Annotated in this window: 31 protein-coding genes and 1 tRNA gene; 16 read left to right on the plus strand and 16 right to left on the minus strand. The window is 68.6% G+C overall.

What is annotated here, in order from left to right:
• The first annotated feature begins 62 nt into the window (after window positions 1-62).
• Window positions 63-647: an NAD(P)H-dependent oxidoreductase gene (locus AC3WSN_RS03285; protein ID WP_492536286.1), complete on the plus strand. Its 585-nt coding sequence runs from the start codon at window positions 63-65 to the stop codon at window positions 645-647.
• Between the two features lie 68 nt (window positions 648-715).
• Window positions 716-1,327, plus strand: coding sequence for a cytochrome b (locus AC3WSN_RS03290; RefSeq protein ID WP_192708656.1), 612 nt, complete (start codon window positions 716-718; stop codon window positions 1,325-1,327).
• 3 nt (window positions 1,328-1,330) lie between these two features.
• On the opposite strand, the gene AC3WSN_RS03295 is transcribed toward AC3WSN_RS03290, so the two are convergent.
• Together AC3WSN_RS03295 and AC3WSN_RS03300 are read right to left on the minus strand one after the other, a co-directional pair.
• Window positions 1,331-2,197: an AprI/Inh family metalloprotease inhibitor gene (locus AC3WSN_RS03295; RefSeq protein ID WP_492536288.1), complete on the minus strand. Its 867-nt coding sequence runs from the start codon at window positions 2,195-2,197 to the stop codon at window positions 1,331-1,333.
• Window positions 2,194-3,165 carry a 2-hydroxyacid dehydrogenase gene (locus AC3WSN_RS03300; RefSeq protein WP_492536290.1) on the minus strand — a complete coding sequence of 324 codons (972 nt, stop codon included), beginning with the start codon at window positions 3,163-3,165 and terminating at the stop codon, window positions 2,194-2,196. Before AC3WSN_RS03300 ends, AC3WSN_RS03295 begins: the two co-directional genes overlap by 4 nt.
• Before the next feature lie 240 nt (window positions 3,166-3,405).
• Here AC3WSN_RS03300 and leuC point away from each other — a divergent pair, with 240 nt between their 5' ends.
• Both leuC and AC3WSN_RS03310 read left to right on the plus strand, forming a co-directional pair.
• Window positions 3,406-4,818: a 3-isopropylmalate dehydratase large subunit gene (gene leuC / locus AC3WSN_RS03305; protein WP_492536292.1), complete on the plus strand. Its 1,413-nt coding sequence runs from the start codon at window positions 3,406-3,408 to the stop codon at window positions 4,816-4,818.
• A 67-nt stretch (window positions 4,819-4,885) separates the two neighbouring features.
• A tRNA-Leu gene (locus tag AC3WSN_RS03310) sits at window positions 4,886-4,970 on the plus strand.
• A 950-nt stretch (window positions 4,971-5,920) separates the two neighbouring features.
• On the opposite strand, the gene AC3WSN_RS03315 is transcribed toward AC3WSN_RS03310, so the two are convergent.
• Both AC3WSN_RS03315 and AC3WSN_RS03320 read right to left on the minus strand, forming a co-directional pair.
• Window positions 5,921-7,144 (minus strand): cytochrome P450, encoded by a 1,224-nt coding sequence (locus AC3WSN_RS03315; protein WP_492536294.1) that lies wholly within the window; start codon window positions 7,142-7,144, stop codon window positions 5,921-5,923.
• Window positions 7,145-7,455: 311 nt separating this feature from the next.
• Window positions 7,456-7,758, minus strand: a complete 303-nt coding sequence (locus AC3WSN_RS03320; RefSeq protein WP_492536296.1) for a hypothetical protein — start codon at window positions 7,756-7,758, stop codon at window positions 7,456-7,458.
• Between the two features lie 309 nt (window positions 7,759-8,067).
• On the opposite strand from AC3WSN_RS03320, the gene AC3WSN_RS03325 reads away from it, so the two are divergent.
• From AC3WSN_RS03325 to AC3WSN_RS03340, 4 genes are all read left to right on the plus strand, one after another.
• Window positions 8,068-8,355, plus strand: a complete 288-nt coding sequence (locus tag AC3WSN_RS03325) for a hypothetical protein (protein WP_492536298.1) — start codon at window positions 8,068-8,070, stop codon at window positions 8,353-8,355.
• Between the two features lie 290 nt (window positions 8,356-8,645).
• Window positions 8,646-9,833, plus strand: a complete 1,188-nt coding sequence (locus AC3WSN_RS03330; RefSeq protein WP_492536300.1) for a flagellin N-terminal helical domain-containing protein — start codon at window positions 8,646-8,648, stop codon at window positions 9,831-9,833.
• Window positions 9,834-10,100: 267 nt separating this feature from the next.
• Entirely contained in the window at window positions 10,101-10,475 is a 375-nt protein-coding gene (locus tag AC3WSN_RS03335; RefSeq protein WP_492536301.1) for a hypothetical protein, read from the plus strand.
• A gap of 223 nt (window positions 10,476-10,698) precedes the next feature.
• Window positions 10,699-10,938 carry a 3',5'-cyclic-nucleotide phosphodiesterase gene (locus AC3WSN_RS03340; protein ID WP_192708665.1) on the plus strand — a complete coding sequence of 80 codons (240 nt, stop codon included), beginning with the start codon at window positions 10,699-10,701 and terminating at the stop codon, window positions 10,936-10,938.
• 151 nt (window positions 10,939-11,089) lie between these two features.
• Here the strand turns inward: AC3WSN_RS03340 and AC3WSN_RS03345 are convergent, their stop codons facing one another.
• The 4 genes from AC3WSN_RS03345 to AC3WSN_RS03360 all read right to left on the minus strand — a co-directional run bounded on the left by AC3WSN_RS03345 (window position 11,090) and on the right by AC3WSN_RS03360 (window position 12,550).
• Window positions 11,090-11,341 (minus strand): hypothetical protein, encoded by a 252-nt coding sequence (locus AC3WSN_RS03345; RefSeq protein WP_192708666.1) that lies wholly within the window; start codon window positions 11,339-11,341, stop codon window positions 11,090-11,092.
• 61 nt (window positions 11,342-11,402) lie between these two features.
• The gene (locus AC3WSN_RS03350; protein WP_192708667.1) at window positions 11,403-11,855 is read right to left on the minus strand and encodes a cupredoxin domain-containing protein; all 453 of its coding nucleotides are present in this window, start codon (window positions 11,853-11,855) and stop codon (window positions 11,403-11,405) included.
• A 152-nt stretch (window positions 11,856-12,007) separates the two neighbouring features.
• Window positions 12,008-12,220, minus strand: a complete 213-nt coding sequence (locus AC3WSN_RS03355; protein WP_192708668.1) for a hypothetical protein — start codon at window positions 12,218-12,220, stop codon at window positions 12,008-12,010.
• Between the two features lie 3 nt (window positions 12,221-12,223).
• Window positions 12,224-12,550, minus strand: a complete 327-nt coding sequence (locus AC3WSN_RS03360) for a DUF6894 family protein (protein WP_373622359.1) — start codon at window positions 12,548-12,550, stop codon at window positions 12,224-12,226.
• Between the two features lie 42 nt (window positions 12,551-12,592).
• On the opposite strand from AC3WSN_RS03360, the gene AC3WSN_RS03365 reads away from it, so the two are divergent.
• The gene (locus tag AC3WSN_RS03365; protein ID WP_192708670.1) at window positions 12,593-12,811 is read left to right on the plus strand and encodes a hypothetical protein; all 219 of its coding nucleotides are present in this window, start codon (window positions 12,593-12,595) and stop codon (window positions 12,809-12,811) included.
• Complete coding sequence (locus AC3WSN_RS03370; RefSeq protein ID WP_192708671.1) at window positions 12,804-13,298, plus strand: hypothetical protein; 495 nt, start codon at window positions 12,804-12,806, stop codon at window positions 13,296-13,298. Before AC3WSN_RS03365 ends, AC3WSN_RS03370 begins: the two co-directional genes overlap by 8 nt.
• Window positions 13,299-13,607: 309 nt before the next feature.
• Here the strand turns inward: AC3WSN_RS03370 and AC3WSN_RS03375 are convergent, their stop codons facing one another.
• Both AC3WSN_RS03375 and AC3WSN_RS03380 read right to left on the minus strand, forming a co-directional pair.
• Window positions 13,608-13,754 (minus strand): hypothetical protein, encoded by a 147-nt coding sequence (locus AC3WSN_RS03375; RefSeq protein ID WP_192708672.1) that lies wholly within the window; start codon window positions 13,752-13,754, stop codon window positions 13,608-13,610.
• A 292-nt stretch (window positions 13,755-14,046) separates the two neighbouring features.
• Window positions 14,047-14,667, minus strand: a complete 621-nt coding sequence (locus AC3WSN_RS03380) for a hypothetical protein (RefSeq protein WP_192708673.1) — start codon at window positions 14,665-14,667, stop codon at window positions 14,047-14,049.
• Window positions 14,668-14,883: 216 nt separating this feature from the next.
• On the opposite strand from AC3WSN_RS03380, the gene AC3WSN_RS03385 reads away from it, so the two are divergent.
• On the plus strand, window positions 14,884-16,620 hold the full coding sequence (locus tag AC3WSN_RS03385) for a sensor histidine kinase (RefSeq protein ID WP_192708674.1): 1,737 nt from the start codon (window positions 14,884-14,886) through the stop codon (window positions 16,618-16,620).
• A gap of 45 nt (window positions 16,621-16,665) precedes the next feature.
• Here the strand turns inward: AC3WSN_RS03385 and AC3WSN_RS03390 are convergent, their stop codons facing one another.
• The 4 genes from AC3WSN_RS03390 to AC3WSN_RS03405 all read right to left on the minus strand — a co-directional run bounded on the left by AC3WSN_RS03390 (window position 16,666) and on the right by AC3WSN_RS03405 (window position 20,697).
• A complete protein-coding gene (locus AC3WSN_RS03390) occupies window positions 16,666-16,947 on the minus strand; it encodes a hypothetical protein (protein ID WP_373622360.1) in 282 nt (93 codons plus the stop codon).
• Between the two features lie 148 nt (window positions 16,948-17,095).
• The gene (locus tag AC3WSN_RS03395; protein WP_192708675.1) at window positions 17,096-18,055 is read right to left on the minus strand and encodes an amidohydrolase family protein; all 960 of its coding nucleotides are present in this window, start codon (window positions 18,053-18,055) and stop codon (window positions 17,096-17,098) included.
• Between the two features lie 234 nt (window positions 18,056-18,289).
• A complete protein-coding gene (locus AC3WSN_RS03400) occupies window positions 18,290-19,369 on the minus strand; it encodes a tartrate dehydrogenase (RefSeq protein ID WP_238198035.1) in 1,080 nt (359 codons plus the stop codon).
• A gap of 29 nt (window positions 19,370-19,398) precedes the next feature.
• Window positions 19,399-20,697 carry an MFS transporter gene (locus tag AC3WSN_RS03405; RefSeq protein ID WP_492536306.1) on the minus strand — a complete coding sequence of 433 codons (1,299 nt, stop codon included), beginning with the start codon at window positions 20,695-20,697 and terminating at the stop codon, window positions 19,399-19,401.
• Window positions 20,698-20,850: 153 nt separating this feature from the next.
• Here AC3WSN_RS03405 and AC3WSN_RS03410 point away from each other — a divergent pair, with 153 nt between their 5' ends.
• From AC3WSN_RS03410 to AC3WSN_RS03430, 5 genes are all read left to right on the plus strand, one after another.
• Window positions 20,851-21,576 (plus strand): GntR family transcriptional regulator, encoded by a 726-nt coding sequence (locus tag AC3WSN_RS03410; protein WP_492536307.1) that lies wholly within the window; start codon window positions 20,851-20,853, stop codon window positions 21,574-21,576.
• A 189-nt stretch (window positions 21,577-21,765) separates the two neighbouring features.
• Window positions 21,766-22,497, plus strand: coding sequence for a response regulator (locus AC3WSN_RS03415; RefSeq protein ID WP_492536309.1), 732 nt, complete (start codon window positions 21,766-21,768; stop codon window positions 22,495-22,497).
• Window positions 22,498-22,526: 29 nt separating this feature from the next.
• Window positions 22,527-23,861, plus strand: coding sequence for a sensor histidine kinase (locus AC3WSN_RS03420; protein WP_492536311.1), 1,335 nt, complete (start codon window positions 22,527-22,529; stop codon window positions 23,859-23,861).
• A 180-nt stretch (window positions 23,862-24,041) separates the two neighbouring features.
• On the plus strand, window positions 24,042-24,305 hold the full coding sequence (locus AC3WSN_RS03425) for a GCG_CRPN prefix-to-repeats domain-containing protein (protein ID WP_492536313.1): 264 nt from the start codon (window positions 24,042-24,044) through the stop codon (window positions 24,303-24,305).
• Window positions 24,306-24,369: 64 nt separating this feature from the next.
• Window positions 24,370-24,699 (plus strand): GCG_CRPN prefix-to-repeats domain-containing protein, encoded by a 330-nt coding sequence (locus AC3WSN_RS03430; RefSeq protein ID WP_492536314.1) that lies wholly within the window; start codon window positions 24,370-24,372, stop codon window positions 24,697-24,699.
• Between the two features lie 21 nt (window positions 24,700-24,720).
• Here the strand turns inward: AC3WSN_RS03430 and AC3WSN_RS03435 are convergent, their stop codons facing one another.
• A complete protein-coding gene (locus tag AC3WSN_RS03435; protein ID WP_192708683.1) occupies window positions 24,721-25,707 on the minus strand; it encodes an inorganic phosphate transporter in 987 nt (328 codons plus the stop codon).
• 16 nt (window positions 25,708-25,723) lie between these two features.
• Window positions 25,724-26,365, minus strand: coding sequence for a DUF47 domain-containing protein (locus AC3WSN_RS03440; protein ID WP_492536315.1), 642 nt, complete (start codon window positions 26,363-26,365; stop codon window positions 25,724-25,726).
• Between the last annotated feature and the right edge of the window lie 122 nt (window positions 26,366-26,487).

Raw genomic sequence — 26,487 nt, forward strand, 5'->3', positions numbered from 1 at the left:
TTGCACGCGCCGGATGTGTGCGCAGTCCCGCATCGGGGTGTCCTGCGGCGGAAAGGTTCCCGGTGAGTATCGAGTCGAGCGTCAAGCCCAGTGTTGCCCGCGTCGTTGCCTTCTCGGGGAGCGCCAAGCGGCCTTCGCGCACCCGCGTCCTGGTCGAGGCGCTCGGGACCGAACTCGGCCGCCTGCGTCCGATCGATATGACGGTCTACGACCTGCTCGATGCCGGGCCCGGCCTCGGGGCGACGCAGCGCGACGATCTGTCCGCGCCGGCGGCACAGATGATCGAGGCGATCGAGGGGGCGGATGCGCTTATCGTCGGGACGCCGGTGTACCAGGGCGGCTATGCGGGCCTGTTCAAGCACGTGTTCGACTTCGTCGATCCCGTCCGGATGGCCGGCATGCCCGTGGCGCTCACCGCCACGGGCGGCGGTCTGCGCCATGCCCTCGTGGTCGAGCACGGGCTGCGGCCGCTGTTCGGCTTCTTCGCGGCCCACATCGCGCCGACGTCGGTCTACGCGGGGTCCGACGACATTCTGGACGGCCGCATCGTGGATCAGGGGGTCGCGGTCCGGCTGAACGCCGCGGCGGCGGAGCTTGCCGCCCTGATCACCGTCGCGCGGACCGCGGAGGCCGACGCGTCCCGCTGACGCGATACTCCCCCGCCTCGCCGCCGGCCCTAGATGCGGAACCGGACCACGCTCACGCGCGAGGGATCATGTCAGGTTCTCCGATCACGGCCGGCAAGGCGGCGCCGCTCCCAGCCACCTACGTCACGGCCTCCGGGCTGCCGCGCTACAATCCGGTCGCGCAGGCGCTGCACTGGCTGACCGCAGCCCTGGTGCTCGCCATCCTGCCGCTGGCCTGGGTGGCGATCAGCCTGCCTCCGTCGCCGGCCAAGGGCAGCGCCTTCGTCCTGCACAAATCGGTCGGCCTGACGATCCTGGCGATCGTGGTCCTGCGGATCGTCTGGCGCATGATCCGGCCGGCGCCGCCGGACCCGCAGGCGCCGCGCCTCCTGACGCTGATCGGCCGCATCAACCACTGGCTGCTCTACGCAATCTTCCTCATCATGCCGGTCAGCGGCTACCTGCTGAGCGCGCTGTCCGGCCGCGACACGCCGTATTTCTGGCTGTTCACGGTGCCGGGCCTGCCGAAGGACGACGCGGCCCAGAAGGTGGCCGAGTCGATCCACGTCGCCGGGCAGTGGTTCGTGTATGCCCTGGTGGTGCTGCACGTCGCCGGTACCGTCTGGCACCTCGTCATCCGCCGCGACGGCCTTCTGGAGCGGATGCTCCCGGTTCAGGACGGCCGCGGCGCCGCGCGCTAGGCATCAATCGAGGCGGCGCAGGACGAAGGTGGTGCCGACCTCCGGGTCGCGCCGCCAGCGCCCGTCGCCGCTCGGCACGAGGTCGATGCTGTGGCCGCGCTTGGCGGTCAGCGTCATGCGGCCGTTGGCGTAGCGCCAGCGCACCGGATCGAACACCTCCAGCCCGCCGTCGTGGCAGCCGGGGACGATCTTCACGCCGCCGCCGGCGCCGTCGATGGTGATCCGGCAGGTATCGCGCTCCTGGAAGCGGTCCAGGGCGTAGACCCCCGGCGCCGGACCCGGCGCGGCGACCGCGGCCGGCTGCAACGCGGCTGGGACCGGCGTCGCGGCCTGCAGCGTGGACGGCTTCGGTGCCGGTTCGGCCAGGGTGCCCGCTCCGCCCGCCGCCTCGGCAGGCCGCATCGCCACGATGTCCAGCGGGACAAGGCTGTAATGCTCGCCGCTCTCCGCCTGTGCGACCAGGCTGCGCTGGTCCGGCCGCTTGGCGAAGTCGAGGATCGGCCGGACGTTGCGGTCGACGAGACGCACGGCGCCATCGACGAACAGCCATCCGGCGACGCCGGCGATCACCGGCAGGGCGCGTCGGCACCCCGCCGGGAAGTTCACCTTCCGCCCGGCTTCGCCGCTCTCGAGCAGCAACGTCATCACGCAGCGGCGATTGGTGCCGTCGCGGGACAGGTCCCAGGTCCCAGGAACCTCGCCGAGCTTCTCGGGCAGGCTCGGCGGGGCGGAGACCGCGACGGGCGGGGCCGCGAGCATGTCGGTGGCCGGGGCAGCGGCCCCGGGGGCCGGGTCGGGCGCATCCTGCGCCGCCGCCGGCCAGGGGATTAGAACCAAGCTGGCCAGCAGGGCGGCCTGTGCCGATCTCACGTTTTCGGTCTCCAGGGCGTCTCTGCGACGGGCGTCAGCGGGCCGCGCCCCTCGAACCACGAGATAACGTTGTCGACGACGAGTTGCGCCATCGCGGCACGGGTATGCTCCGAGGCGGAGCCGACATGCGGCAGCAGCACCGTGTTGTCGAGGGCGGCGAGATCCTCCGGCACGTGCGGCTCGTTCTCGAAGACGTCGAGACCGGCACCCAGGATCGTGCCCGCTTTCAGCGCGGCGGTCAGCGCCGCCTCGTCGACCAGCGTGCCTCGGGCAACGTTGATCAGGATGCCTTCGGGGCCGAGCGCTTCCAGCACGGCCGCGTCCACGAGGTTGCGCGTGTCGGCGCCCCCGGGCGCCACCACGATCAGGATATGGACGGCGCGGGCGAGGCCGAGCAGGCTGTCGTGATAGGTGAAGGGCACGTCCGCCTGCCGGCTGCGGCCGTGGTACTCGATCTCCACGCCGAAGCTCTCGAGGCGTCGGGCGATCGCACGCCCGATCCGGCCGAGACCGAGGATGCCGATGCGCCGCCCGCGCAGGGAGGCCGTGAGCGGGAAGGGCGCCTTGGGCCAGTGTCCGGCACGCAGGTAGCGATCCGCCTGAGGGATCCGCCGCAAGGTCGCGAGCACGAGCCCGACAGCGAGATCGGCGACCTCGTCGGTGAGCACGTCCGGCGTGTTGGTGACGGTGATGCCGCGCCGGTGGGCTTCGACCGCGTCCACGGCATCGTAGCCGACACCGAAATTGGCGATGAGTTCCAGGTTCGGGAGCCGGTCCATCAGCGCCGCATCCACGCCGACCTGGCCGCCGACGCAGAGCGCGCGGATCCGCGGGCCGATCTCGGCCAGCACCGCCTCCGGATCCGCGGCGCCCGCGAGCCGGTGGACCGTATGCCGCCCCTCGAAAGCCGCCTCCACCAGCGGGTGCATCTTCCGCAGCAACAGGATCTCGGCCGGCGCATCAGGCATCGCTCACTCCCGTGTTCGGCCGTTCAGTGATGCGGCCGGTTCCCCCGTTCCCGCATAGGGCCTGCGCGGGGTGCGGCGCCAGCGGGACAGCCCCTCGACGGTGACATCCGCGCGCCGACGCCGGGCGGCCATCCGACCGGGGCAGGGCTGGCCTCTTTCGAAATCCGCGCGCGATGCCTACTAAGGATGACGCACCATCGCGAGAGCTCTGCACCGCCCCATCTCCGAAGACGAAAACCGATGACCAGCCCGCGCACTCTCTACGACAAGATTTGGGACGACCACGTCGTCGATGTCCAGCCGGACGGCTCCAGCCTCCTCTACATCGATCGTCACCTCGTTCACGAAGTGACGAGCCCGCAGGCGTTCGAGGGGCTGCGCACGGCCGGCCGCAAGGTGCGCCACCCGGAGAAGACGCTCGCGGTGGTGGACCATAACGTCCAGACCTCCGACCGCACGAAGGGCATCGACGACCCCGAGAGCCGCACCCAGCTCGAGGCGCTGGCCGAGAACGTGCGCGACTTCGGCATCGAATTCTACGATGCCCTCGACCGACGCCAGGGCATCGTCCACATCATCGGACCCGAGCAGGGCTTCACGCTGCCCGGGCAGACGATCGTGTGCGGCGATTCGCACACCTCGACGCATGGCGCCTTCGGGGCGCTGGCACACGGCATCGGCACCTCGGAGGTCGAGCACGTCCTGGCCACCCAGACGCTGGTGCAGCGCAAGGCCAGGAACATGCGCGTCACCGTCGACGGCACGCTGCCGGCGGGCGTGACCGCGAAGGACATCATCCTGGCGATCATCGGCGAGATCGGCACCGCCGGCGGCACCGGCCACGTGATCGAGTATGCCGGCGACGCGATCCGCGCGCTCTCGATGGAGGGCCGGATGACGATCTGCAACATGTCGATCGAGGGCGGCGCCCGCGCCGGCATGGTGGCCCCCGACGCGACGACCTTCGCGTACGTGAAGGACCGGCCGAAGGCCCCCAAGGGCGCCGCCTTCGACGCGGCGCGCCGCTACTGGGAGAGCCTCGTCACGGACGAGGGCGCCTTCTTCGACCGCGAGGTGCGCCTCGACGCCGCCAACCTGCCGCCGATCGTCAGCTGGGGCACCAGCCCCGAGGACGTGATCTCGGTGCAGGGCCGCGTGCCGGACCCGTCCGAGATCGCCGACGAGAACAAGCGACAGTCGAAGGAGAAGGCGCTGGCCTATATGGGCCTGACGCCGGGCACCCGGATCACCGACATCACTCTGGACCGGATCTTCATCGGCTCCTGCACCAACGGCCGGATCGAAGATCTGCGCGAGGTCGCGCGGGTGGTCGGCGACCGCAAGGTCCACGAGGGCGTCTCGGCGATGATCGTGCCGGGTTCCGGCCTCGTGAAGGCGCAGGCCGAGGCCGAGGGCCTCGACAAGATCCTGAAGGCGGCGGGCTTCGACTGGCGCGAGCCGGGCTGCTCAATGTGCCTCGGCATGAACCCGGACAAGCTGCGCCCGGGCGAGCGCTGCGCCTCGACGTCGAACCGCAACTTCGAGGGCCGACAGGGTCCGCGTGGGCGGACGCACCTCGTGTCTCCCGCGATGGCGGCGGCCGCGGCGGTGACCGGGCGCTTCGTCGACATCCGAGAGTGGCCGCAGGGCTGAAATCGCGATTGACGACGACGGCTCCGTTGCCTAAACGGAGCCGTCGCCGGCCGATGGCCGACGGCAAGCCCAGGTGGCGGAATTGGTAGACGCGCTGGTTTCAGGTACCAGTCTCGCGAGAGGTGAAGGTTCGAGTCCTTTCCTGGGCACCAATCAACGGATGTGAGCCCGCCAAGTTGTTGGCGGGCTTTATCTTTTCTGGGGTGCGGGATCCTGGGAACCGGTGCGGTATTTCCCCGCACCTTGCGGGCCGGCCCGGTTCGCGGTCCGCGTATAGGTTGCACTCTCGCGGCGACCGTCAGCCCAGCCGAACACCGCGTTGAGCTGCGCCTCCGTCGCCCCGACCTCGGCCGCCCGGCGCGTGCAGCCCGTGCGCCGAGCCCGGGCATCCTGTCGCGCGGCAGACCTCTCCGAACTTCACCCGCTCAGACCGGACCTCGTTTTTTCTCAGCGAGACCACCGCGAACCGCCCGGCACCGGCCGAGGCGGTTTTTTCGTGTGCGACTGTCCGCCTGAACGTGGTCGATCCAGGGATCCGACCCCAACGCAGAGAAGCTACATAGGATGATCGCGCCTATCAGCCGATCGGGTGGCCTCTGTAGGGATTAAATTTGCTGTTGGGCCGTGCGAAAAAACATGGCGCCCATCACGTGTATTGAAGCATACATTATGTTCATCCGGAAACTTCGATCTGGCGCTGAGTTACCTAAGGAGCTGCAGCTGAAAGGATGCTCAATGCGCGTCACATCCACCGCTTTTATTGCTTCGCTCGTCTTGTTGGCTCCAGGAATGGCCTTTGCCCAACCTGTGGCCCCAGGCGCCTCCCCACAATCAGGCGGAGCTGTAATCCAGTCTCAGCCCAACACGACCGGCAACGATCGCGACGTGGTCATCTCCCGCGGCGCGACTGGGGCTGAAACCGCAACGACGAACTCGGCTGCTGGCGGCAACGCGAGCCAGCCCTCCCGGGCGGTGCCGAGCGGCAGCGCTGGCAGCGGTAGCAGCCGCTAAGGCATCGGCCGAGAACCGGGCAGCGTGTCCTTATAGACCAGACTGCCTTCCGAAGCCCCGCCGGCACCGCCGCGCGGGGCTTTTCTCATTTTCACGCCGCTGTCAGCCACACGGCGTCGTAGCCGCCGAAGCGGGGTATTGCCTTACGTTGCAGGTCGTGCCCCGGTGCCAGCCGCAACTGCGGAAAGCCATCGAACAGCGCCGAGAGCGCGACCTGGGCTTCCAGGCGGGCCAGCGAAGCTCCCAGGCAGAAATGCGCGCCACCACCAAAGCTGTGGTGCTTCTGGCGGTCCCGCCCGATGTCGAAGTCATGCGGCGCGGCGTGCAGGGCCGGGTCATGGTTGGCCGCCAACAGCATTACCGTCACCGTTTGGCCCGCTTCGACCGGACAACCATCGATGAGGCGATCATCGATGCACTGCCGATTCCAACTCACAACCGGCGGGTCGTAGCGCAGCATCTCCTCGATCGCAGCCGGCCACAGCCCGGGGTCGGCGCGCAGCCGCGCGGCTTGTTCGGGATGCCGCAGTAACGCGACGGTGCCGTTGCCGATCAGATCGGTGGTCGTGATGTTGCCGGCGACGAGCAGCGTGCGGCAGGTGTTGAGGATCTCGACATCACTCAGCCGCTCGCCCTGCGCCCCGGCCGTTGTCAGGGCGCTGATGAGATCATCGCGGGGCTCACGCCGACGCTCGACGATCGCACGCCGGATGCAATCATTCAGTCCGTCGTTTGCGGCGTTTCGATCGCGCACCTCCGCCTCGGTCCGCCCCGGCGCGTATCCGATCAAGACGGCGTCCGACCACGCCTTGAACTGCTCGACTTCGGCATCGTCGATACCGAGCATGATGGCGATGACGAGGGTTGGCAGCGGCACGGCATAGTCGGCGATGAGATCGAAGGGGCACGTGGAGTCGATGCGGTCAAGCAAAGTCGCGGCGACTGCTTCAATGCGCGGACGCAGTGCCTCGACGGCGCGGACGCTGAAAGCCTGGACGACGAGCCGGCGCAGCCGGGCGTGGTCAGGATCGTCGAGAAACGGCAGCGGGAGGTCCGGGCGGTCGGCATCGGTAAGGCCGGCTCGACCGTAGGTGGTGGGCCGTCCCTTGAAGGGGTCGCTGGACAGAGTGCGGTCAGCCAAGACTGCGGCGACGTCGTCGGCGCGGGTGAGCACGACGCGATCGAGCACGCTGTCCTGATGAACCGGGCAGCGTGCGCGCAGGTCGTCGAGGATGGGGTGCGGGTCTTCGCGGAAGGCAGAGTCACGCGCGTCGAGGCGGATGTCCGTAGCATCCGGCGGGGAAGAGTCGTCCATGCTGAGCCGCTCCAGGTTGACCAAGCTCGACACTGGGCAGACCGCGTTACATGGCTGTTTCTCTCTAACCGCATCACGCTACAGGCGTAGTCGCTCGGCCAACGACGCTGATTGCGATCGGATCAGGAGCTCGGGCCTCCAACATCGTACGCAACCTTCGCCCGGCTGGTCCGCCGGCGCGGGCCCTGATGTGCCGCGGTCCGAGTTCAGGGACGCGGCTGCTCGGCCTCTGAGCGGCAGTCGGTGCGGGGATTCGAAGCCGGGACAAGCGGGCGTTTCGCCGGCGCGTTTCGGCCAGGCGGGCTTTCTCGTCAGCGCTGCACGGCCTCGATATCGTCCTCATAGATCGAGTCCGGCTGGCAGGCGTGCCACTCCTTCTTCTCGTCGGTCTGCCCTTTACGCCCCCAGCAGTAACCAGCCTGGGCCAAGCGGCCGCTGAGCCGATCGCGGAGGCGGCACTGCTCACGGATGATGGCGGGATCTCCGGAGCCCTCACAGGCCTGCGAGGCTTTCAGCTCCGCGGTCAGCAACTCCGGAACAGTCGGCAGGTGCTGCTGCGCGCCTGCCCCACCGGCAGCGACGATGAGAGCGAGGCTTGCGAGGGCTGCGCGCATGTCGGCAGGATAGCTGAGTCCCGGTATCCGACAAGGGCACCGCTTAGGTGCCGCCCTGCTGACTGGCCCGCCGCTTGCGGGGCTCGGCGGTTCCGCTCACGGTTTCCTTCAGCCCCACCGGCACCGCCGGCAGGGCTTTTTCGTTGCAGACGCTCGGAACTGTTTGGAAGGGACCAACGTCTCTCGGGCGAGCGAGCGCCCGTCACAACCCTGCTCTGGCAGGCCTTCTTGCGTCTGGACGCCTGCTCGCAAATCCCGCCTGCACGGATTTCACAAGTGCTTCTTCGGTCATATCTTGCGATGCTAATCATGTGTGGCTCTATCTCGGCCGCACGCTCGGACGATAACTGCGGTAAAAACTTCGAGAACTACGGGATATTCCTTCAAGCGGTAAAGTCGTGCGGTCGCAAGATGGAATATCCCTTCATGAAGGTCATGAAAGCCTGCGCAAAAGAGACACCGGAGCCGAAAGCGATCGAGCTGATGGACAACGGCCGCCGGATTTGGGCGAGAAATCTCATGAGAAGCAGCCTGGGCACAATGTGCGAGGAGGTCTTCTCGCAGCTGCCTGTGGCTTCCCAGCATCGCAAGCGCTGAGTCGTCCCAGCATTGCGTCAGCCCGCCCGGTCCGCCGGCGCGGGCTTTTTCGTGCGCACGAGAGCATCGCAGATCTCAGCAGGATGGCCGCCGAGGCGCGTGCGCCGACATCCTGGAGCCTGATAGTTCAGGCCTCCGCGAGTGGGGGCAACAGGATGCAGGCAGGACTACATAATCCGATAACCCTTGTTCACTCGACCGCCGCCGTTTGCGGATTATCCGCCGGATAAGATGTTATTTACTTTGCTGTGCGAAATAGCTGTGAACACGGAACGATGGATGCGTAACAGATGAGTTCCAGCGTCACCCTGACAGCCGCGACCCGCCAGAACCTGCTCTCCCTGCAGGATACGGCGGCGCTGACCGCGACCACCCAGAACCGGCTCTCCACCGGCCTGAAGGTCTCCTCGGCCCTCGACAACCCGGTCAGCTTCTTCACCTCCCAGTCGCTGACACAGCGCTCCGGCGACCTGGGGAACCTGCTCGATGGCATCTCCAACGGCATTCAGGCGATCCAGGCGGCCAACCAGGGCATCACGTCGATCCAGAAGCTGGTCGATCAGGCGAAGTCGGTCGCCAACCAGGCGCTGTCGACGCAGATCACCACCACCGGCACTGCCTCGACAAAGTTCACCGCCAGTAACACCACCGTCAATCTCTTCGTAAACGGTGCCTCGACGTCCGCCACGCTCACCACCGCTAATACGATTGACGATGCGATCAGCGCTCTTAATGGGGCTGTCGGCGCCGGCAGCTTCTCGAAGAGCACAGACGGCACCAAGATCGTCATGAACGCGTCGGCCGACGTCGAGTTCAAGACCTCGACCGATCAGACGGCGCTCGGCTTCAAGGGCGGGACGAACGCGTCCGGCGTGACCTATGACACCACGACCGCCGCCAGCCAGAGCACGGATCTGACGGTGTCGGGCGTGTCGGCCCGCGCAACGCTTGCCGCGCAGTACAACAGCCTGTTGACCCAGATCGATCAGCTTGCCAGTGACGCGAGCTTCAACGGCACGAACCTGATCAGAGGCAAGGGCGACAACAACGATCTGACGATCAACTTCAACCCGAAGGGCAACTCGAACCTGCAGGTCACCGCGACCGACGAGACCTCGGCCGGTCTGAAGCTGAATGCCATCGGCAACAAGTCGGCCGGCACGACGACGGCCGGACAGGGCTTCTTCCTGCTGAACGACGACATCAACACGACCCTGGACAGCCTGACAGCCGCCTCCAGTCAGCTGCGCACCGATGCCTCGACCTTCGGTTCGAACCTCTCGGTGGTGCAGAACCGTCAGGACTTCAGCAAGAACCTGATCAACATTCTGGATACCGGATCGTCCAACCTCACCGCGGCCGATCTCAACCAGGAGGCAGCCAACTCGCAGGCGCTGTCGACCCGGCAATCGCTGGGCATCTCGGCCCTGTCGCTGGCCAACCAGGCGCAGCAGGGCATCCTGCAGCTGCTCCGCTAAGAGCGGCTCGCGGACAACGACAATGGCCGGGCATCGCCCCGGCCGTTTTGCGTTGTCGGGCCTCGACCGCGTCATGACCGCTCCGCCACAAGGCCTCTCCAGGGTGGAGGCCGATGGGTCGGTGCTGAATCGGCGGAACGACTCCCGTGAAGGGCGCCATGGCCGCCGCCTTGGCCATCGCGATGAACGCTGCGCGCGCATCCTCATCCGTTGCGGACGTGGCGGACGCTTAGCGGACCGGCAACCATTCGGCCGTACCCCGCCGTCATGTCCAACCACCCGCCCGCCGTCATAACCTGGCGCGACCGGATCGAGCGCCTGTCCGAGCACGCGTCGCCGTGCCGGTATCTGCTGCCGGCAAAATGGGCGGCGATGCGGACGAACGCGCTGGCTTTCCTCGACGCGCACGGCGCCGACGCGCACCGGCGCGGCTGGACCGCCGAGCAGTTGTTCGGCGTTCACCCGCAGCACGGCTTCCTGCGCGTGGAATATGCCGGCGCGCTGATGGTCAACGACAGCCGGGTGGTTGCCGTCGAGCAGGACCGGATCGTGTTTGACCGCTTCTCCGGCTACCGGACGAAGCCGGGTCAGGCCTGGGGCGTGCCGGTCTGGGAGTTCGCGGCGAAAAGTACGAGTCTCTGAGGCACTGGGTTCGGACCAGGATCGGCAGCAGGGCTCGCTCAACGGCTTCACGATGCTTGTGACAGCCTTGGCGGCCGGCAGGCAGAGCATTTTGGTGCCATGACCGCGGGCCTGGAGCTTATCTTGCAGAGCGCGGCTGGAATCCGATTTTGCAAGCGGAAGGGATAAAACAGGCGCCAGCTTCGTTAGGGCGTGGACGAACTGCTCTGGTTAAGGACCAAACATGCGCCGCCTCATCCTCGCCTTCGGTCTCATCGCTATCGCCGCCCCCGCCTCGGCACAGGCGCCGAATCGCGGCAATCAGGAACTGCAGACCAATTGTGCAGGTGACGCCATCACGTTCTGTGCCGGCATAGACCCGAATAGCCCGCAGATGGACGCCTGCTTCAAGAAGAACATGAGCCAGATGTCGCCAAACTGTCGCCGTGCCATCGATGCCTACAAGGCTGCCGGCGGTAAGTAGCAAGCGGCTTGCTCGTAAGCCCGATTTTGCGACCCACCGGCCCGTGAGCAGATCGGGCGGCGCCGACGGTTGACCGGCCGCCCGAACAAGCAGAACCAGACCTGGGGCCGCGGGTCTGGGAGCTCGCGGCGCCGGCCGCCGCCCGGCAGGGTTACTCCGACGCGCCGGCCTCCTCCTCGCCGTCCTTCACGCCCAAAGCGGCCTTCTCGGCCAGCAGCGTTGCCAGCGCTGATCGGATCAGATCGCCTTGCGCCGCGAATGGCTGATCGGCGGCGTCGAGAAGAGCGTTCCGGTACTTCGTCTGGATCGCCGCGAGCTGCGTCGGCAGGCCGACCTTGCGGGGCGCTTTCTCGACGACCGCCACCTTGGGCGGCTTCTTCTTGGCCGATGTCTTATCGGGCATGCCGACGCAAGCCTCCCGCTCGTGGTCGCCTCACCAGAGGTGTTGTGGTTGTGGCAGGGCGCTAGTTGGCAGGTGGGCTCAGGACCAGCTTGCCTTTGAACGGCGCGTCGGCCTTGCGCGTGCTGGTGCAGGCGTACTCCTCCTGTCCGGCCTTCATCGTCCGCAGGCGAAGCGTGCCCTGGCCGTTCTGCTTGACGGTGTAGCCCTTCTCGCTCGCGACATGGACGAGGTCGCCGTCCGCGTGCAGCACCAGACCGTTCTCGAACTGCCCGGGCGCCGTGATGGTGACCGGCGCATCGGCGCTGCTCACGATGTGCAGGGCGATGTTCGTGTCGGCCGGCAGCTTGAGCTCGGCGGGCTCGCAGACCGGCTTGCCGTCCTTCATGCTGATCGTGAGTTCAACCGGCGGCATCGCATCGCTGGCAGGCGGTGCCAGCGGCTTGCCTTGGGCGAGAGCGGGACCTGCGAGGAAGAGGGCGGCGAGCGCCACCGATCCGCGAGCGAAGTTCAGCATGAAGGTATCCCTGTCTGGGCCCGTCGTCATCGACCGCCCTCGTGATCTGGAAAGACAGGCAGGTCCGTGACGTTCCGGCGCGCAACGCCGCATGGGCAGGAGCACAAGAGCATGACGCGGCGCTCACCGGCCGGCACGCCCGAAAACCTGGGTCAGCCGCCCTGCAGGCTCCCGGCGAAGTCGTCCGGGATCTCGCCCCACTGCCTGAGGATGGTGACGCCTTCCAGCTCGCCTGTCTCGTCGCCGGCCATCTTCAGCGCCGCCGCGCCGGGCATCCGCTCGGCCAGGTTCTCGGCCTTCTTCACTACCCCGCTCTCGGTCTGCACCGGCTCCTGCCAGCCCGGCCGCAGCCATCGCCAGGCCACCGCTCACGCCCGCTTGCCGTCCAGCGTCACGGCAGTGAACGCGCGCAACAGCACCGGCCGGCCCGCGGCATCGCGCACGTCCACGGACCACACGGTCCAGTCCTGGCAACCGACCCCCGTCATCAGACCGAGCGCCACCCGGTCCGCGTGCTGCCGGACCTCGCGGATGCTCGACAGCCACCGCCCCTCCAGGTCGAACACGGCCTCACCGCCACCCAGGCAGTGGAAGCGGTAAAGCCTCCGCGGCATTGGCGTTTTCCCAACTTCTCCACAGGTGCCCACCGCAATCGTCGCGCGATTCGAAACAGCCATTGAACCACGCCTCGCCATCCGCTTTGTTCCCCATCTGTTCTAATCGAGGTTGTGACCCGGATGCACGTCCAACGGCACGCGCCGCCTGTGGAGATCCGTCGGCCCGAGGCCGAGGCGATCGACGCGGCCACTCTCGGGGCCGCCGAGGGCGATACCCGGGCGGCGCTCGTCCAGGCGATCACGGATGCGCTCACCGACCGCGACGCGGCCGAGCGGCACGCGGCCGAGCAGGGGCGTCTGATCGCGCGCGGCTATGCGCGGGGCGGCGTGCATGGCTGACGGCCCGTCCCAGCGCCTGGGCGACATCGCCGGCGACCGGCTGGCGATCGACTGCGCGACCTGCCGCCGCCACGGAAGCTACCGCCTGGACGGCCTGCTGGCCCGGTTCGGGCCGGAGATCGCGACGCTCGACCTCCTGCGGGCACTCACCGCCACCTGCCGCCACCAGCGGGGGCCCGGCGCAAAGGTGGCGCGCAAGTACGAGAGCCAGTGCCTCGCGACGCTGCGCCTCCCGAAGCTGCCCGATCTGGAGCCGCCGGTCCCGCCGGGCCGGCCCTTCGCGATCGAGGTCTGGGACGCGCGCGGCCGGATCGAATTGCGGCTCGGCGTGATCTACCCGCTCGACGGCGCGATCGCGGCCTTCGAGGCGGTGAAGGATGCCTATCCGCGGGATGAGGTGACGCTGCGGCAGGGCGCGCGGGTGCTGTGCCGGCGCGCGCGGCCGGGCGCGCCGGATCACGTCGATGCCGATCCCGGCGGTGTTTGAGGATGGCCGTCACCGGTTCGTCCTCATCCTGCCGTTGAGAAGATCAAACAGCCGGCAGTGCGGGACGCATCGGAAAAAGCACCGGCTTCTCAGAGGCACGGAAAATCCCGCACCTGGGATGAACGGCGTTGAATGTGCTTGCGTCTTTCACCGATTGCGTGGGCACAATCAGCCGACTAAAGCGCTGATCCGCTTCAACGTTCAGACTGATCTCACGGCGTCCGAGGCTCTCCGGAATCCCGGGTCGCCTCGTCGGAATGATCATCGCACCCACTGAGCCTTCTCGAGAGGCGCGGAGTTTCCGGACCGTCAGTGAGCGCCGGGCGGCAGGGGAGCGGGGACCATGACGAAGTAGATCGCGTACGCGATCAGCGCCGCGATCAGGATTGCGGCGGCAATCAGCCCGAAGCGGTTTGTGCGTACGGGCGCGCGCTGTACCTTTGACGGATCGACCATCTCACCTCCGGAATGTTGAACGTCCAATCTGCGCCGCGCCTGACACGTCGCGAACGGACCCCGGTCCGAGGTCAGCGCGGCAAGGCGGTGCGGAACTGCGCACCCCTTGAATTCAGCCGTCGCGGGAAGCCGCAAGGCGGGCCTCGATCAGCAGCCTGAGCCACCCGCCGGCGCGAACCGTATCGATGCGGAGCGGCGCGCGGCTCTGCACCGTGGCTTTAGCGCGTGCCGCAGACCCCGGAAGGCTTGCTCCGGGAATCTGCGCTCACCGACGGCCGACGAACGACGGACCTCAGCGTCCGTGCTGCGGCAGCAGGTCTCGGGTCCGCTTGACGGCCTCGCGGCAGCCCTGGTCCCCGCGCGCGTTGAGATCCACGGCCTGTTGCAGAGCCATCTTGGCCTGGGAAACCTTGTCCTCGGACGACCGCTCGGGGGAGGCTTTGGGATCGCCCCCTTGCGCCGCAGCCTGGGCAGCCGTGGGCCGGTTCTCCGACTGCCGGCGCACATCCGCGGGTGACGTCGCGATCCGGCCGCTGGCGACGGCGTCAGCCTGCGTGCCGCCGGTCGCCGCGCCAACCGGGCCCGAGACGCCACCGACGGTTCCGGGCGTGCCGCCGCTCTCGCGGGATGCACCGCCCTGCTGCGCCCGATCTGTGTCGGGCGTGCCCACCGGCTTGGCCGTGCTGCCGGTGGTGCTGGCCGAGGCCTGCCGGCCTCCGGACTCGTTCGGCCCGCGGCTCTGGCCGTAATCGGGCTCGGACACGGGCGCGCCCAGGCCGACCTGCGTTCCGAGATCGCGCTTGAGCGTGGCGATGTCATCGGTGCACGGGCCGCCCTCCTGCGCGAAGGCAGCCGAGGACAGGCTGAAAGCCATGAGCGCAACAACGCCGCAGAGCAGAGGCAGACGGGTCATCAATATTCCTCGGACGTTTTTTCTCTCGCACAGGGTCAACCATGCGTATCAGAGACGGTTCAGTCTCCGTCGCGCGGCCCGACGCGGATGACCGTAGCGCGGCGCCGGCTTCAGGCGCGCCGAAAGGCGCTTTCCGAAACGCCGTCGCCGCCTATCTGCGCCCTTCGGTCCTCGGACCCACGGCGAGGGTTACTCAGGAGCAGGACGGCGCCCTCGATGTCACTGACGAAGCGGATTGTGGGCCTCGTGGGCTTGGCCCTCCTGCCGGCGCTCGCCATACAGGGCTACAACGAGTACGCGCTGCGCAGCGCGCGGGGTGAGGCCGTCCGGGGCGAGGCCATGCGGACGGCACGCGGCGTCGCCGTCGACTTGGATCAGTTCAGTCGCGGCGCCAGGCAGATCCTCGGCATCCTGTCCGAGTTGCCGGAAATTCAGAAGAAGGATCCGCAAGTCTGCACGGCTTACCTCAGGAGCGTCGTCGATAAGGTTCCAGGATCGTTCTTCTTCGGCGTCGCCGATGCCGAAGGACGCATCCTGTGCAACACGCTCGGGTCGGCGCCCGGCGCGTACGCGATCGCGGACCGATCCTACTTCAAGGAGGCGATGCGAACCGGCGGCTTTGCCATCGGCGAGGTCGTGTCCGGCCGAATCACCAAGCGGCCGACCATCCAGTTCGCGCTGGCCATCCCCGGCGCCAATGGCCGCCCGGACGGCATCGTCCTGACGAGCATCGATCTCTCCTACCTGGCCATGCGCCAAGCCTCCGCCGGCCTGCCACCCGACGCGGCACTGACCGTCGCGGACCGGGACGGCACCGTCCTGATCCGTCTGCCCGATCACGACGAATGGGTTGGCAAGCCGCTTCCCGCGCCCTTCTGGGCGGCGCTGAGCCGCCATCGCGGCGGTGTCGCGGACTTGACCGGTCTCCAGGACAATCCGCGGATCACCGCGATCGCCGGGACGAGCCCGGAGGATCTCGGCTCCTTCACGGTCGCGGTCGGTCTCTCACCGGACACGGCCTTCGCCGACATCGATGCCGCCACTCGGCGCGGTCTCGTCCTGATCGGGATCGGGGCCGCCCTGGCGCTCGTGGCGGCGCTGATGGGCGGGCGCGCCTTTATCCGCCGGCCGGTCCGACGCCTTCTCCGGTCGGCCGCAGCCTGGCGGGCCGGCGAGCTGGATGTGCGCAGCGGGATCGGGGGACCTGGCGAGTTCGGCGAACTCGGCGAGGCGTTCGACGCCATGGCGGTCGCACTGCAAAAGCATGAGGGCGAGTTGCGCGCCGAGATCGCCCGCAGCCGCCTCCTTCAGGAGCGGCAGACGCTGCTGCTGCACGAACTCAACCACCGCGTGCGCAATACCCTGACGACGGTGCAATCGTTGGCCCGGCAGGCGCGGCGCGATGACGACCGTGGCGACCGGCTGGAAGGACGCATCCTCGCTCTCTCGAAGACGCACGATCTGCTCTCGCGGGATGATTGGGGTGGGGCACCGCTGCGGCTCGTCATCGAGAACGAGTTCGCACCCTTCCAGGACGGGAAGGGCCGCCGCTTCAGACTCGATGGGCCGGATCTCGACCTTCGGCCCCGCTACGTGCTCGCCCTCGGCATGACGATCCACGAACTGACCACCAACGCAGCCAAATACGGTGCGTTGGCGACGGAGGAAGGCCGGGTCGACGTGACGTGGCGTGTCGTCGTGGGGCCCGACAACGCTCGCCGGCTCGTGTTGGAGTGGCGGGAGAGCGGCGGACCGCCCGTGGCGGTACCGACACGTCGGGGCTTCGGCACGCGCCTGATCACCGGCGGCATCGCCCGGGAACTCGGCGGATCGGTCGAGCTGAGCTTTCCGCCTGAAGGCGCGCGCTGCGCTCTCGATGTCCCCCTGGATGAGCCCGACCGCTTCCTCTCCTCCCGCGATCTGGCCGGCCAGCTGCCCCAGCCCGTCGCCTGAGCCGCGCCCGGAACATGGACGGGTCAAGACCTTGGCGGCCGGCGCCTATCGCCCCTGGAACCTCGACACCGCCCAGCCGAGCGCCCGACACGCGCCGTAAGCCGAAGCCGCACAGAGTGCCGTGACGATCGGGACGATCACCCAATCGGCCGGCCCTGCATGGGGCCCGAACAGTCCTTTCGACACGCCCATGGCGGCACCCAGACCGCCGATCGTGGACGCCGCAGCGATGCCGAAGCGATGATACCGGGAACGCAGCCCGGAACGCTGCGGCGGCGGTCCGCCTTCGATGACCCGGAACGCCCGTCGCGGCTCGGGACGGCGCATCAGGCGACTATGCGCGTGTCGCCGCGCCCCGGAAAGCGCCAGATCGGATCAGCCGCGATCCCGCCACCGGTCCTGCGCATCCCGTCAGGCCGGATCGCGCCGCGGCCGGCATTCGGCACCGAAGCGACCCGGCAAGGGCAGACCCCGCTCAGGCCTTCGGGAAGTCGTAGAGTTCCGCGGGGTTGTCGACGAGGATGCGTGTCCGGTCGGCCTCGTTCGGCACGAAGGTCGGGAACAGATCGAGCAACAGGGCGTCGTCGGGCTTGTTGTCCTGACGCTCGGTGGGATGCGGCCAGTCGGTGCCCCAGACGCATCGTGTCGGTGCGGCGGCCGCGAAGGCGCGCGCGACGGCCACGGTATCGGCGTAGGTAGGCGGCCCCACTGTGGTGTCGGCGTAGAGGCCGGTGAGCTTCACCCAGGTGTTCCCCTGGTCGAGGAGCCGCCGCATCAGCTTGAACGTGTCGCTCTGAACGCCCGCCGGCTGTGGGCAGTGCGCCAAGTGATCGAAGACCAGCTTGCCGCGGATCTTCAGGAATGTGTCGGACGCCGCCACGATCTTGTCGCCCGGCATGTTGATCTGGCAGTGCCAGCCGAGGGCGTCCACACGCTGCGAGAGCGGTTCCAGCATGTCGAGCGTCGTGGTGCCGGCCTGCGCGAGGTTGAACCGGATGCCGCGGATGCCGAGACCGTGCAGCCGCTGCAGTTCCGCATCGCTGACTGCAGGCGTCACCACCGCGACGCCGCGGAAGTTCGGCCCGAGGGCCGCTATGCCGGCGAGCGTCGGGCGGTTGTCGGTTCCGTACAGCGAGGGTTGGACCACGACGCCCCGGGTGGTGCCGAGGCGGGCCTGCAGCGCGCGGTAATCGTCCGGCGTCGCGTCCGGGGCCGGCAGGCCGCCCGCGGCCGGCGGGACGCGGTTGTCGTAGATATGGAAATGGCAATCCGCGGTGTTCGGCGGGACCTTGAACGTCGGCGCCGCCGTGCCGGTCGAGAAGCGGACATTGTGCTGAGCGGAGGCCGGGCGGCCCCGCAGGCCGAGCGCGGCGCCGAGGGTTGCCGCGGCCGCACCGCCGAGCACGCGGCGACGGCTTGGGTCCAGTGTGATCATCGCGTCCTCCCGCTGCTTCGAGCCCGGCCGTCTGCGCGTCCGGTGTCACGCTCGGCAGCCTAGCGACGCGCCGCATGCGCCGGAACGGATCAAGGCGAATACTGGATACGATCGGGCGCGAGCGTCAGCGGAGGGTCCGGCCCGCGGAGATCCGCGTTCGCCCGAAGCCCGGTCCTAGGGCCTGGGAGGCCGGAAGGCGCCCGCGATGACGGGGCGCCCCCGGGCCCGGCTGCCTCAGGCGTTGTCGCCTCGGATCGCCGCGATGACCGCATCGGTGACCTGACGGGTCGTCGCCTTTCCACCGAGGTCGGGCGTGTGCAGGCTCGGATCCGCGGTGACGCGCTCGACGGCGCGCATCAGCCGGCCGGCCGCGTCCGGCTCGCCGAGGTGCTCCAGCATCTGGCACGCCGTCCAGAAGGTCGCGACCGGGTTGGCGATGCCCTTGCCGGTGATGTCGAAGGCCGAGCCGTGGATCGGCTCGAACATCGACGGGAAGGTGCGCTCCGGGTTGATGTTGGCGGTCGGCGCGATCCCGAGCGAGCCGGCGAGCGCCGCCGCGAGGTCCGACAGAATGTCGGCGTGCAGGTTGGTCGCCACGATGGTGTCGAGAGTCTCGGGCTTCATCACCATCCGCATCGTCATGGCATCGACCAGCATCTTGTCCCAGGTGACGTCGGGGAAATCCGCGGCGACCTCGGCGGCGATCTGGTCCCACATCACCATGGCGTGGCGCTGGGCGTTCGACTTGGTCACGACGGTGAGGAGCTTGCGCGGCCGGGATTGGGCGAGCTTGAACGCGTAGCGGATGATGCGGTCGACGCCCGACCGGGTCATCATCGAGACGTCGGTGGCGACCTCGTTCGGATGGCCCTGGTGGACCCGGCCGCCGACGCCGGCATACTCGCCCTCCGAGTTCTCGCGCACGATCACCCAGTCGAGTTCCGGCCCCGAGACGTGGCGCAACGGGCTGGTGATGCCCGGCAGGATGCGGGTCGGGCGAACATTGGCGTACTGGTCGAAGGGCTGGCAGATGTTGAGCCGCAGGCCCCAGAGCGTGATGTGGTCGGGCACGTCCGGCGCGCCCACCGCCCCGAAGAAGATCGCGTCGTGGTCCTTGATCTGCTCGCGACCGTCGGCGGGCATCATCACGCCGTGCTTCTTGTAGTAATCCGAACCCCAGTCGAAATGGTCGAACCGGAACCGGAACGCGCCGGTCTTCTCGGCCAGCACGTCGAGCACCTCGATACCGGCGGCGATGACCTCGACGCCGATGCCGTCCGCCGGGATGGCCGCGATGGTGTAGGTCTTGGTCATGACAGATCTCCTTGGGAACGAGAGAGGGTTCAGCGCGCCAGCGCGCGTTCGGGCGTGGCGCGTCGCCCGGCGCGGGCGACGGCGAGGGTGAGGATGGCGGAGAGGACCAGAAGGCCGGCGACGAAGTACAGGCCGCCCGCGAAACTGTCGGTCCGGTCCTTGATCCAGCCGATCACCCAGGGTCCGACGAAGCCGCCGAGATTGCCGATCGCGTTGATGGTGGCAATGCCCACCGCGGCGGCCGGGCCGGACAGGAACATGGTCGGCATCGCCCAGAGGGGCGGCTTGGCGGAACTGATCCCGACATTGACGAGGCTCAGGGCGGCCACGACCCCCACCACCGACGACGCGTCACCGGCCAGGACGAGGCCGAGGGATGCGGCGAGGCAGGCGATGACCACGTGCCACGTGCGCTCGCCCGTCCGATCGGAATGGCGCGCCCACAGAACCATCGCCACCACCGCCGCGGTGGGCGGCACGGCGTTGAGCAGGCCGACCGTCATCGTAGACAAGCCGAGACCCTTGATGATCTGCGGCGCCCAGATGCCGAGGGTGTAGAGGCCGGCCGAGGTGCCGAAATAGATCAGTGCCAGCGCCAGCACGCGGGCGTCGGCAAGGCCGCTCAGCAGGCTGTGGCGGGCGCTCGGCTGCTTGGCGGCCCGCTCGGCGTTCATCTCGGCGACGAGCCAAGCGCGCTGGTCGTCGGCGAGCCAGGTCGCCGCCTCCGGTCGGTCGGTCAGGTAGAACAGCACCGCCACGCCCAGCAACACGGCGGGCACAGCCTCGACGATGAACATCCACTGCCAGCCGTGCAGGCCGAGGACGCCGTCCATCTCGAGCAAGAGGCTCGAGAGCGGCGAGCCGAGCAGCACCGAGATCGGCGCGGCCGCCATGAACAGCGAGACCACCGCGGCGCGATAGCGGCTCGGGAACCAGTAGCTCAGGTAGAGGATGATGCCGGGAAAGAATCCGGCCTCCGCGGCACCGAGCAGGAAGCGGAGCACGTAGAAGCTCGTCTCGCCCCGGATGAAGGCGAAGGCGCCCGAGAGGAAGCCCCAGGTGATCATCACGCGGGCGATCCAGAGCCGCGCACCGACCTTGTCGAGAATGATGTTCGACGGCACCTCGAACAGGAAATAGCCGAAGAAGAACACGCCGGCCCCGAAACCGAAGACAGAAGCCGAAAATCCGAGATCCTTGTTCATCGTCAGCGCCGCGAAACCGATATTCACGCGGTCGATGAAGGCGATGAAGTAGAGAAGGCAGATGAAGGGAACCAAGCGCCATGCGACGCGGCGCATGGTGGCGTGCTCGAGCGAGCCGTCCATCGTCTCCTCCCTTGGCCGTGGCGCGCTGTTGATTCTTGCGCGCCATCTTCCATGCAAGATGGCATACCGCTAGAACCGGTGGGCAGACCTGTCAATGCCTGTTCCGCGGCGGATGTCGGCGGTGCTAGGGCAGCGGGATAGAGGAGGCGGTTGATGGCGCGGGCGCAGCGCGGCAAGGATCCGGAGATGCCGGGGGCCGCTGACGAGGGCGAGAAACGCACCTCGCTCGTCGACGACGCGTATGCGGCCCTGCGCGCCGCGATCCGCGATGCCAGCTTCGCTCCCGGCTACCAGGCCTCCGAGCAGGAGATCGCTCTGCGGCTGGGCATGAGCCGCACGCCGGTGCACGAAGCGGCGATCCGGCTGCAGGAGGACGGGCTCGTGCGGGTCCTGCCCCGGAAGGGCATCCTGATCCTGGCCCTCGCTCCGGATGACATGCGCGAGATCTACGACGTCGTCATCGCGATGGAGGGCCGTGCCGCCGAGCTGGTGGCTGCGCTACCCGACCATGAGCGCCTGGCGGCCGCGCAGGCGCTGGACGTCCAAACCGACATCATGGCCCAGGCTCATGCGCGCAGCGACCTCCCGGCCTGGGGGGAGGCCGACGGGGCCTTCCACGCTGCGCTGATCGAGCACGCCCGGAACGGGCGGATGAGCCGGATCGTGCAATCGATCAACGACCAGTCGCACCGGGCCCGGATGCTGACGCTCAACCTCCGCCGGGCGCTGGACGCCTCGATTGCGGAGCACCGGCGGATCGCGCAGGCGATCCGCGCGGGCGAGGGGGCCGAGGCCCTCGACGCCGCGCGTCAGCACCGCATCCGCGCGCGCAACGAACTGCTGCCATTGCTGGACAGCTACGGGCTCAAGCACCTGTAGGCCCGGCGCCGCACCACCGCGCCGTGTCGCCTCGTGCCGGGACATCGACGCGGTGGCCGCCTCCGCCCGCGCGCACGTGGTGAATGTCCGCCACAGCACCGCCCGGAACGCGGGGATCACCCGTGTAACGTTTTGTGTCAGCGCCACGTTTCGCGTTGCCGGGCCGCCCGCACCGCTTATGCTTCGGCCATGCACGAAGGCACGACCATCGCCATCGTCGAGGACGATTCCGACATCCGCGCGCTGCTCGCCGGCTATCTCGAAGGCGAGGGCTTCCGTGTCGTCGCCCTCGACGGTGGCGCCAGCCTCGACCGGATCCTGGCGGCCGGCACCGTCCCGGACCTGATCGTCCTCGACTGGATGCTGCCCGGCGAGGACGGGCTCTCGATCTGCCGGCGGCTGCGGGATGCGAACGGTCCGCCCGTGGTGATGCTGACCGCCAAGGACGAAGATATAGACCGCGTGCTGGGCCTGGAGATGGGCGCCGACGACTATGTCTCGAAGCCGTTCAACCCGCGCGTGCTCCTCGCCCGGATCCGGGCCGTCCTGCGCCGGGCAAGCGGCGGCGGCCACGTGGCCGAACCCGGCTCGGAAACGCTGAGCGTCGCGGATCTTACCGTGAATCTCGGGGCCCGCACCGTGACGATCCGCAATCCGGCCACCGAGATCCCGCTCACCAGCGCCGAGTACGACCTGCTGCACTGCTTCATCACGCGGCCCCAGCGCGTGCTGTCGCGCGACCAGCTCCTCGACTGGACCCGCGGCCGGACCGCCGACGCCTTCGACCGCACCATCGACGTGCAGGTGAGCCGCCTGCGGCACAGGCTCGAAGCCGCCGGCAGCACCGCGGCGGCCCTGATCAAGACCGTGCGCAATGCGGGCTACATCCTGGCCGCGCCGGTGAAGTCCGGCCTGCCGTGATGGGCCGGGTCGGCCTCCTCGGCCGGATCATGCTGCTCCTGCTTGGGGCGCTGTCGCTCCTCGTGCTCGCCACCGTGGCGCTGGATGATTGGCAGCGTCGCCAGGAACATCTGCAGAGCGGCTCGCGCTTTCCGCGCGTCGACCAAGCCGCCGGCATCATGACGCTCCTGCGGGATGCGGACCCGGCCGAGAGACCCGCCATCCTGAAGGCAGTGAGCGGGGAGACTCTGCGGGCGGAGATCGTCGACGTCCCCCCGGACGAGACCGGACTGATCCCTGAACCGCGCCTCGAAGCCCGTCTCCGGCGGCTGACGGGCGGTCCGGTCCGGGCGTTCACCGATTCGGCGCTGCTGCTGCGGGGCATCAACCCGTCCACGGTGGCGAGCGCCGACCAGCGTGGTCCCTTCGGCCGTCTGGCGACGGCGACATACCCGCTGCCCGACGGCCGGACCCTGGTGATCACCGCCGCCGCGCACCACCGCTCGCTCATGCCGTGGCTGTTCGGACAGCCGCTGAGTCTCTGGGTGGCCGTCCTCGGAACCGTGGTGGCGGCTCTCGTGCTGGTCGGCACGCGCCACGAGCTTGCGCCGCTGCGGCGGCTGACGGACGCCGTGTCCCGCTTCGACGGCCGGGCTCCGGAGCGCGTGAGCGCCCCGCGCGGCGCCCCCGAGATCCTCCGCCTCGCCCAGGCGATCCAGGGCATGCAGGAGCGGATCAGCGGCCTGATGGCCGAGCGTTCGCTGCTGATCGGGGCGATCTCGCACGACCTCAAGACGTATCTGACGCGGCTGCGCCTGCGCGCCGAGGGCGTGGCCGAGCCCAGGCTGCGGGAGCGGCTGGTGGCGGATCTCGACGCCATGACCGATCTGCTCGAGACCTCCCTGGTCTTCGCCCGCGGCACCGCCGTCGAGGCCGCCCGCTCGCCGGTGGATCTCGCCGATCTGGTGGCCGTGGAAGTCGCCGAGCACGCGGCGCAGGGCGCCAACATCGATATGACCGGCGAGGACGTGCGGGACGCGACCGTGGCGGGCGACGCCCTCGCGCTGCGCCGCGTCATCGCCAATCTGATCGGGAACGCGGTGAAGTTCGGGCAATCCTCGGTCGCCGTGGCGGTGCGGCGGACCGGCGCCGCCTGCCGGATCGTCGTCGAGGATGACGGGCCGGGCATTCCGGAAGCCGAACGCGCCGCGATCTTCAGCCCATACTACCGGGTCGAGCGCTCCCGAAACCGGCAGACCGGCGGGACCGGTCTGGGTCTCGCGATCAGCCGGCAGATCGTGGAGGCGCATGGCGGTACTGTGGTGGCCGAGACAGGTTCGCAGGGCGGGGCCCGGTTCACCGTGACGCTGCCGGCCCTGACCTGACGCGCCGGCACCTCAACCGAGAAATCAAGCGTTACGCAACGTTACACGCCAGCCTCCGCCCGTCACATCCGGGCAGAGCGCACGGGCGAACCTACGCTCACACGTCGCGGCGGGACCAAAGCCGGGGCGGATGGGACAGAGCCCCAAAGGCTCTCTCACGTGAGCAGAAGGAACGCACCGATGTTGAAGGTTCTCGGCCCGGCCGCTCTCCTCGTCGCCCTCGCGGCTCCGGCCTCGGCGTTGCCGCTCGTCCAGCCGGCGGTGTCCGCCGGACCGGGCGATGCGCAGATCATCCAAGTCTACGGCGGCTGCGGCTTCTACGGGCATCGCGGCCCCTACGGCGGCTGCCGTCCCGGCGGCCAATGGGGCGGCTACGTCCGGGGCGTCTCCTGCCCGCCCGGTTTCCACATCGGTCCCTACGGCCGACGCTGCTGGCCGAACTGAGGCGTCGCCTGATCGCAACCCCGTACCGTGTCCGGCCTGCGGCCGGACGACCATGGAGTGACAGATGATCCGCAAGCTTGTCATGCCCGCAGCCCTCGCGGCGGGAGTCCTGTTGGCCGGTTCGAGTGCCGAGGCCCGCGACGGGTGCGGCCCCGGCTTCCACCGCAACTTCTACGGCTGGTGCCGGCCGAACGGCTTCTACCGTCCGTTTGTCGTCGTTCCCGGCTACCGGTGGCGCTACGGCCATCCCTATGCCTGGCATCGGCGGTTCGGCTGGCACGGCGGCTATCGCTGGGGCGGCTTCCGGCATGCGGGCTGGCACGGCGGATGGCATCGGGGCTGGCATGGTGGTTGGCACGGCGGCCACCACGGCGCCTGGCGCCATCGCTGGTGACCCGTCGCGGCGCTTGGCTTCCTAGGGCAGGACCAGGCCGGACAGCGCGTAGGTCAAGGCGGCGACGAGGCCGGCGGCCGGCATCGTGATCACCCAGGCCACCACGATCCCCTGCGCGACGTTCCACCGGACCGCCGAAACGCGGCGGGCCGCACCGACCCCCACGATCGCCCCGGTGATCGTGTGGGTGGTGGAGACCGGGATGCCGAACGCCGTCGCGGCGAACAGGGTCACGGCGCCGCCGGTCTCGGCGCAGAAGCCCTGCATGGGCGAGAGCCGGGTGATCTTCGATCCCATCGTGTGCACGATGCGCCAGCCGCCGAGCAGGGTGCCGACGGCCATGGCTGTCTGGCAGGACAGAACCACCCAGAGCGGCACGTGAAAGCTGCTGCTCTCGCCGTGGGCGTAGAGCAGCGCCGCGATGATACCCATCGTCTTCTGAGCGTCGTTGCCCCCGTGCCCGAGGGAGTAGAGCGAGGCCGAGACGAATTGCAGACTCCGGAACAGCCGGTCGACGGCCGTCGGCGTGGATCGGACGAAGAGCCACGACACGGCCAGCATCAGCAGCAGCCCGAGCCCGAAGCCCAGCGCCGGCGAGAGCACGATCGCCGCGCTCGTGGCGACGACGCCCTGCCAGACGATCACGCCCGTCCCCGCCTTGGCGATCCCGGCTCCGAGCAAGCCGCCGATGAGCGCGTGCGAGCTCGAGGACGGGATGCCCGCATACCACGTGAGCAGGTTCCACGTGATCGCGCCACCGAGCGCCCCCAGGATCACCCGGTCGTCCACGGCCGTGACGTCGATGATGCCGGACCCGACCGTCCCGGCGACGTGCAGGCCGAAGACGAGGAACGCGACGAAGTTGAAGAACGCCGCCCAGAACACCGCGTAGCGCGGCGCCAGAACCCGGGTCGACACGATGGTGGCGATCGAGTTGGCGGCGTCGTGCAGCCCATTCAGGAAGTCGAAGATCAGCGCGAGGGCGATCAGGGCGACGAGGAACGTCACGCGTGCGACTCGTCGCTCAAACGTGCTCGACCACGATACTGCTGATCTGGTTCGCCACGTCCTCGAACCGGTCCATGACTTTCTCCAGGTGATCGTAGAGCTCAGAGCCGACCAGGAAGGCCATCGGATCCTGCCGGGAGGCCTTGAACAGCCTCTTCAGTCCGGCATTGTGCAAGTCGTCCGCGCGGCCCTCCAGCTCGATGACGCGCTCGGTAAGGCCGTTCAGGGCGGCGGCGTTCTCGCCGAGGGCCCTCAATTTCGGCAGGGCCTCGGCGGTAACCAAGGCGGCCTCCTGGATCACCACGCCCATTTCGCGCATCGCCGGCTCGAAGGCCGTCACCTCGAACAGCTGGACCGCCTTGGCGGTCTTGAGCATCTGATCGATGGCATCGTCGAGGGAGCCGACCAGGGCCTGGATATCGCCGCGGTCGAAGGGTGTGATGAAGGTCCTGCGCACCGCCAGAAGGGCCTCGCGGGTGATCGCGTCGGCCTCGTCCTCGCGCGCCGCGATGGCCGCGCAAGCCCCCGCGATATCCTGCGTGCCGTCGAGGAGGGTCCGGAGGGCGACCGCGCCGTCAACGAGCGTGGCGGCGTGACGCTCGAAGAGGCCGAAGAACCGGTCTTCCTTCGGCATCAAGGCCCGAAACCAAGCCAGCATGTCGTGTCCACGTTCAGAATATCGGTGTGACCGAAGGGCTGATCAGCGCCCGGCAAGCACAACCGCCAAGGAGGCCGGACCGATCCAGGCTTGCGCACGCAATTCGTCCGCCGATGGGGCGG

The organism is Methylobacterium sp. FW102-HT35C08 (assembly GCF_058790235.1).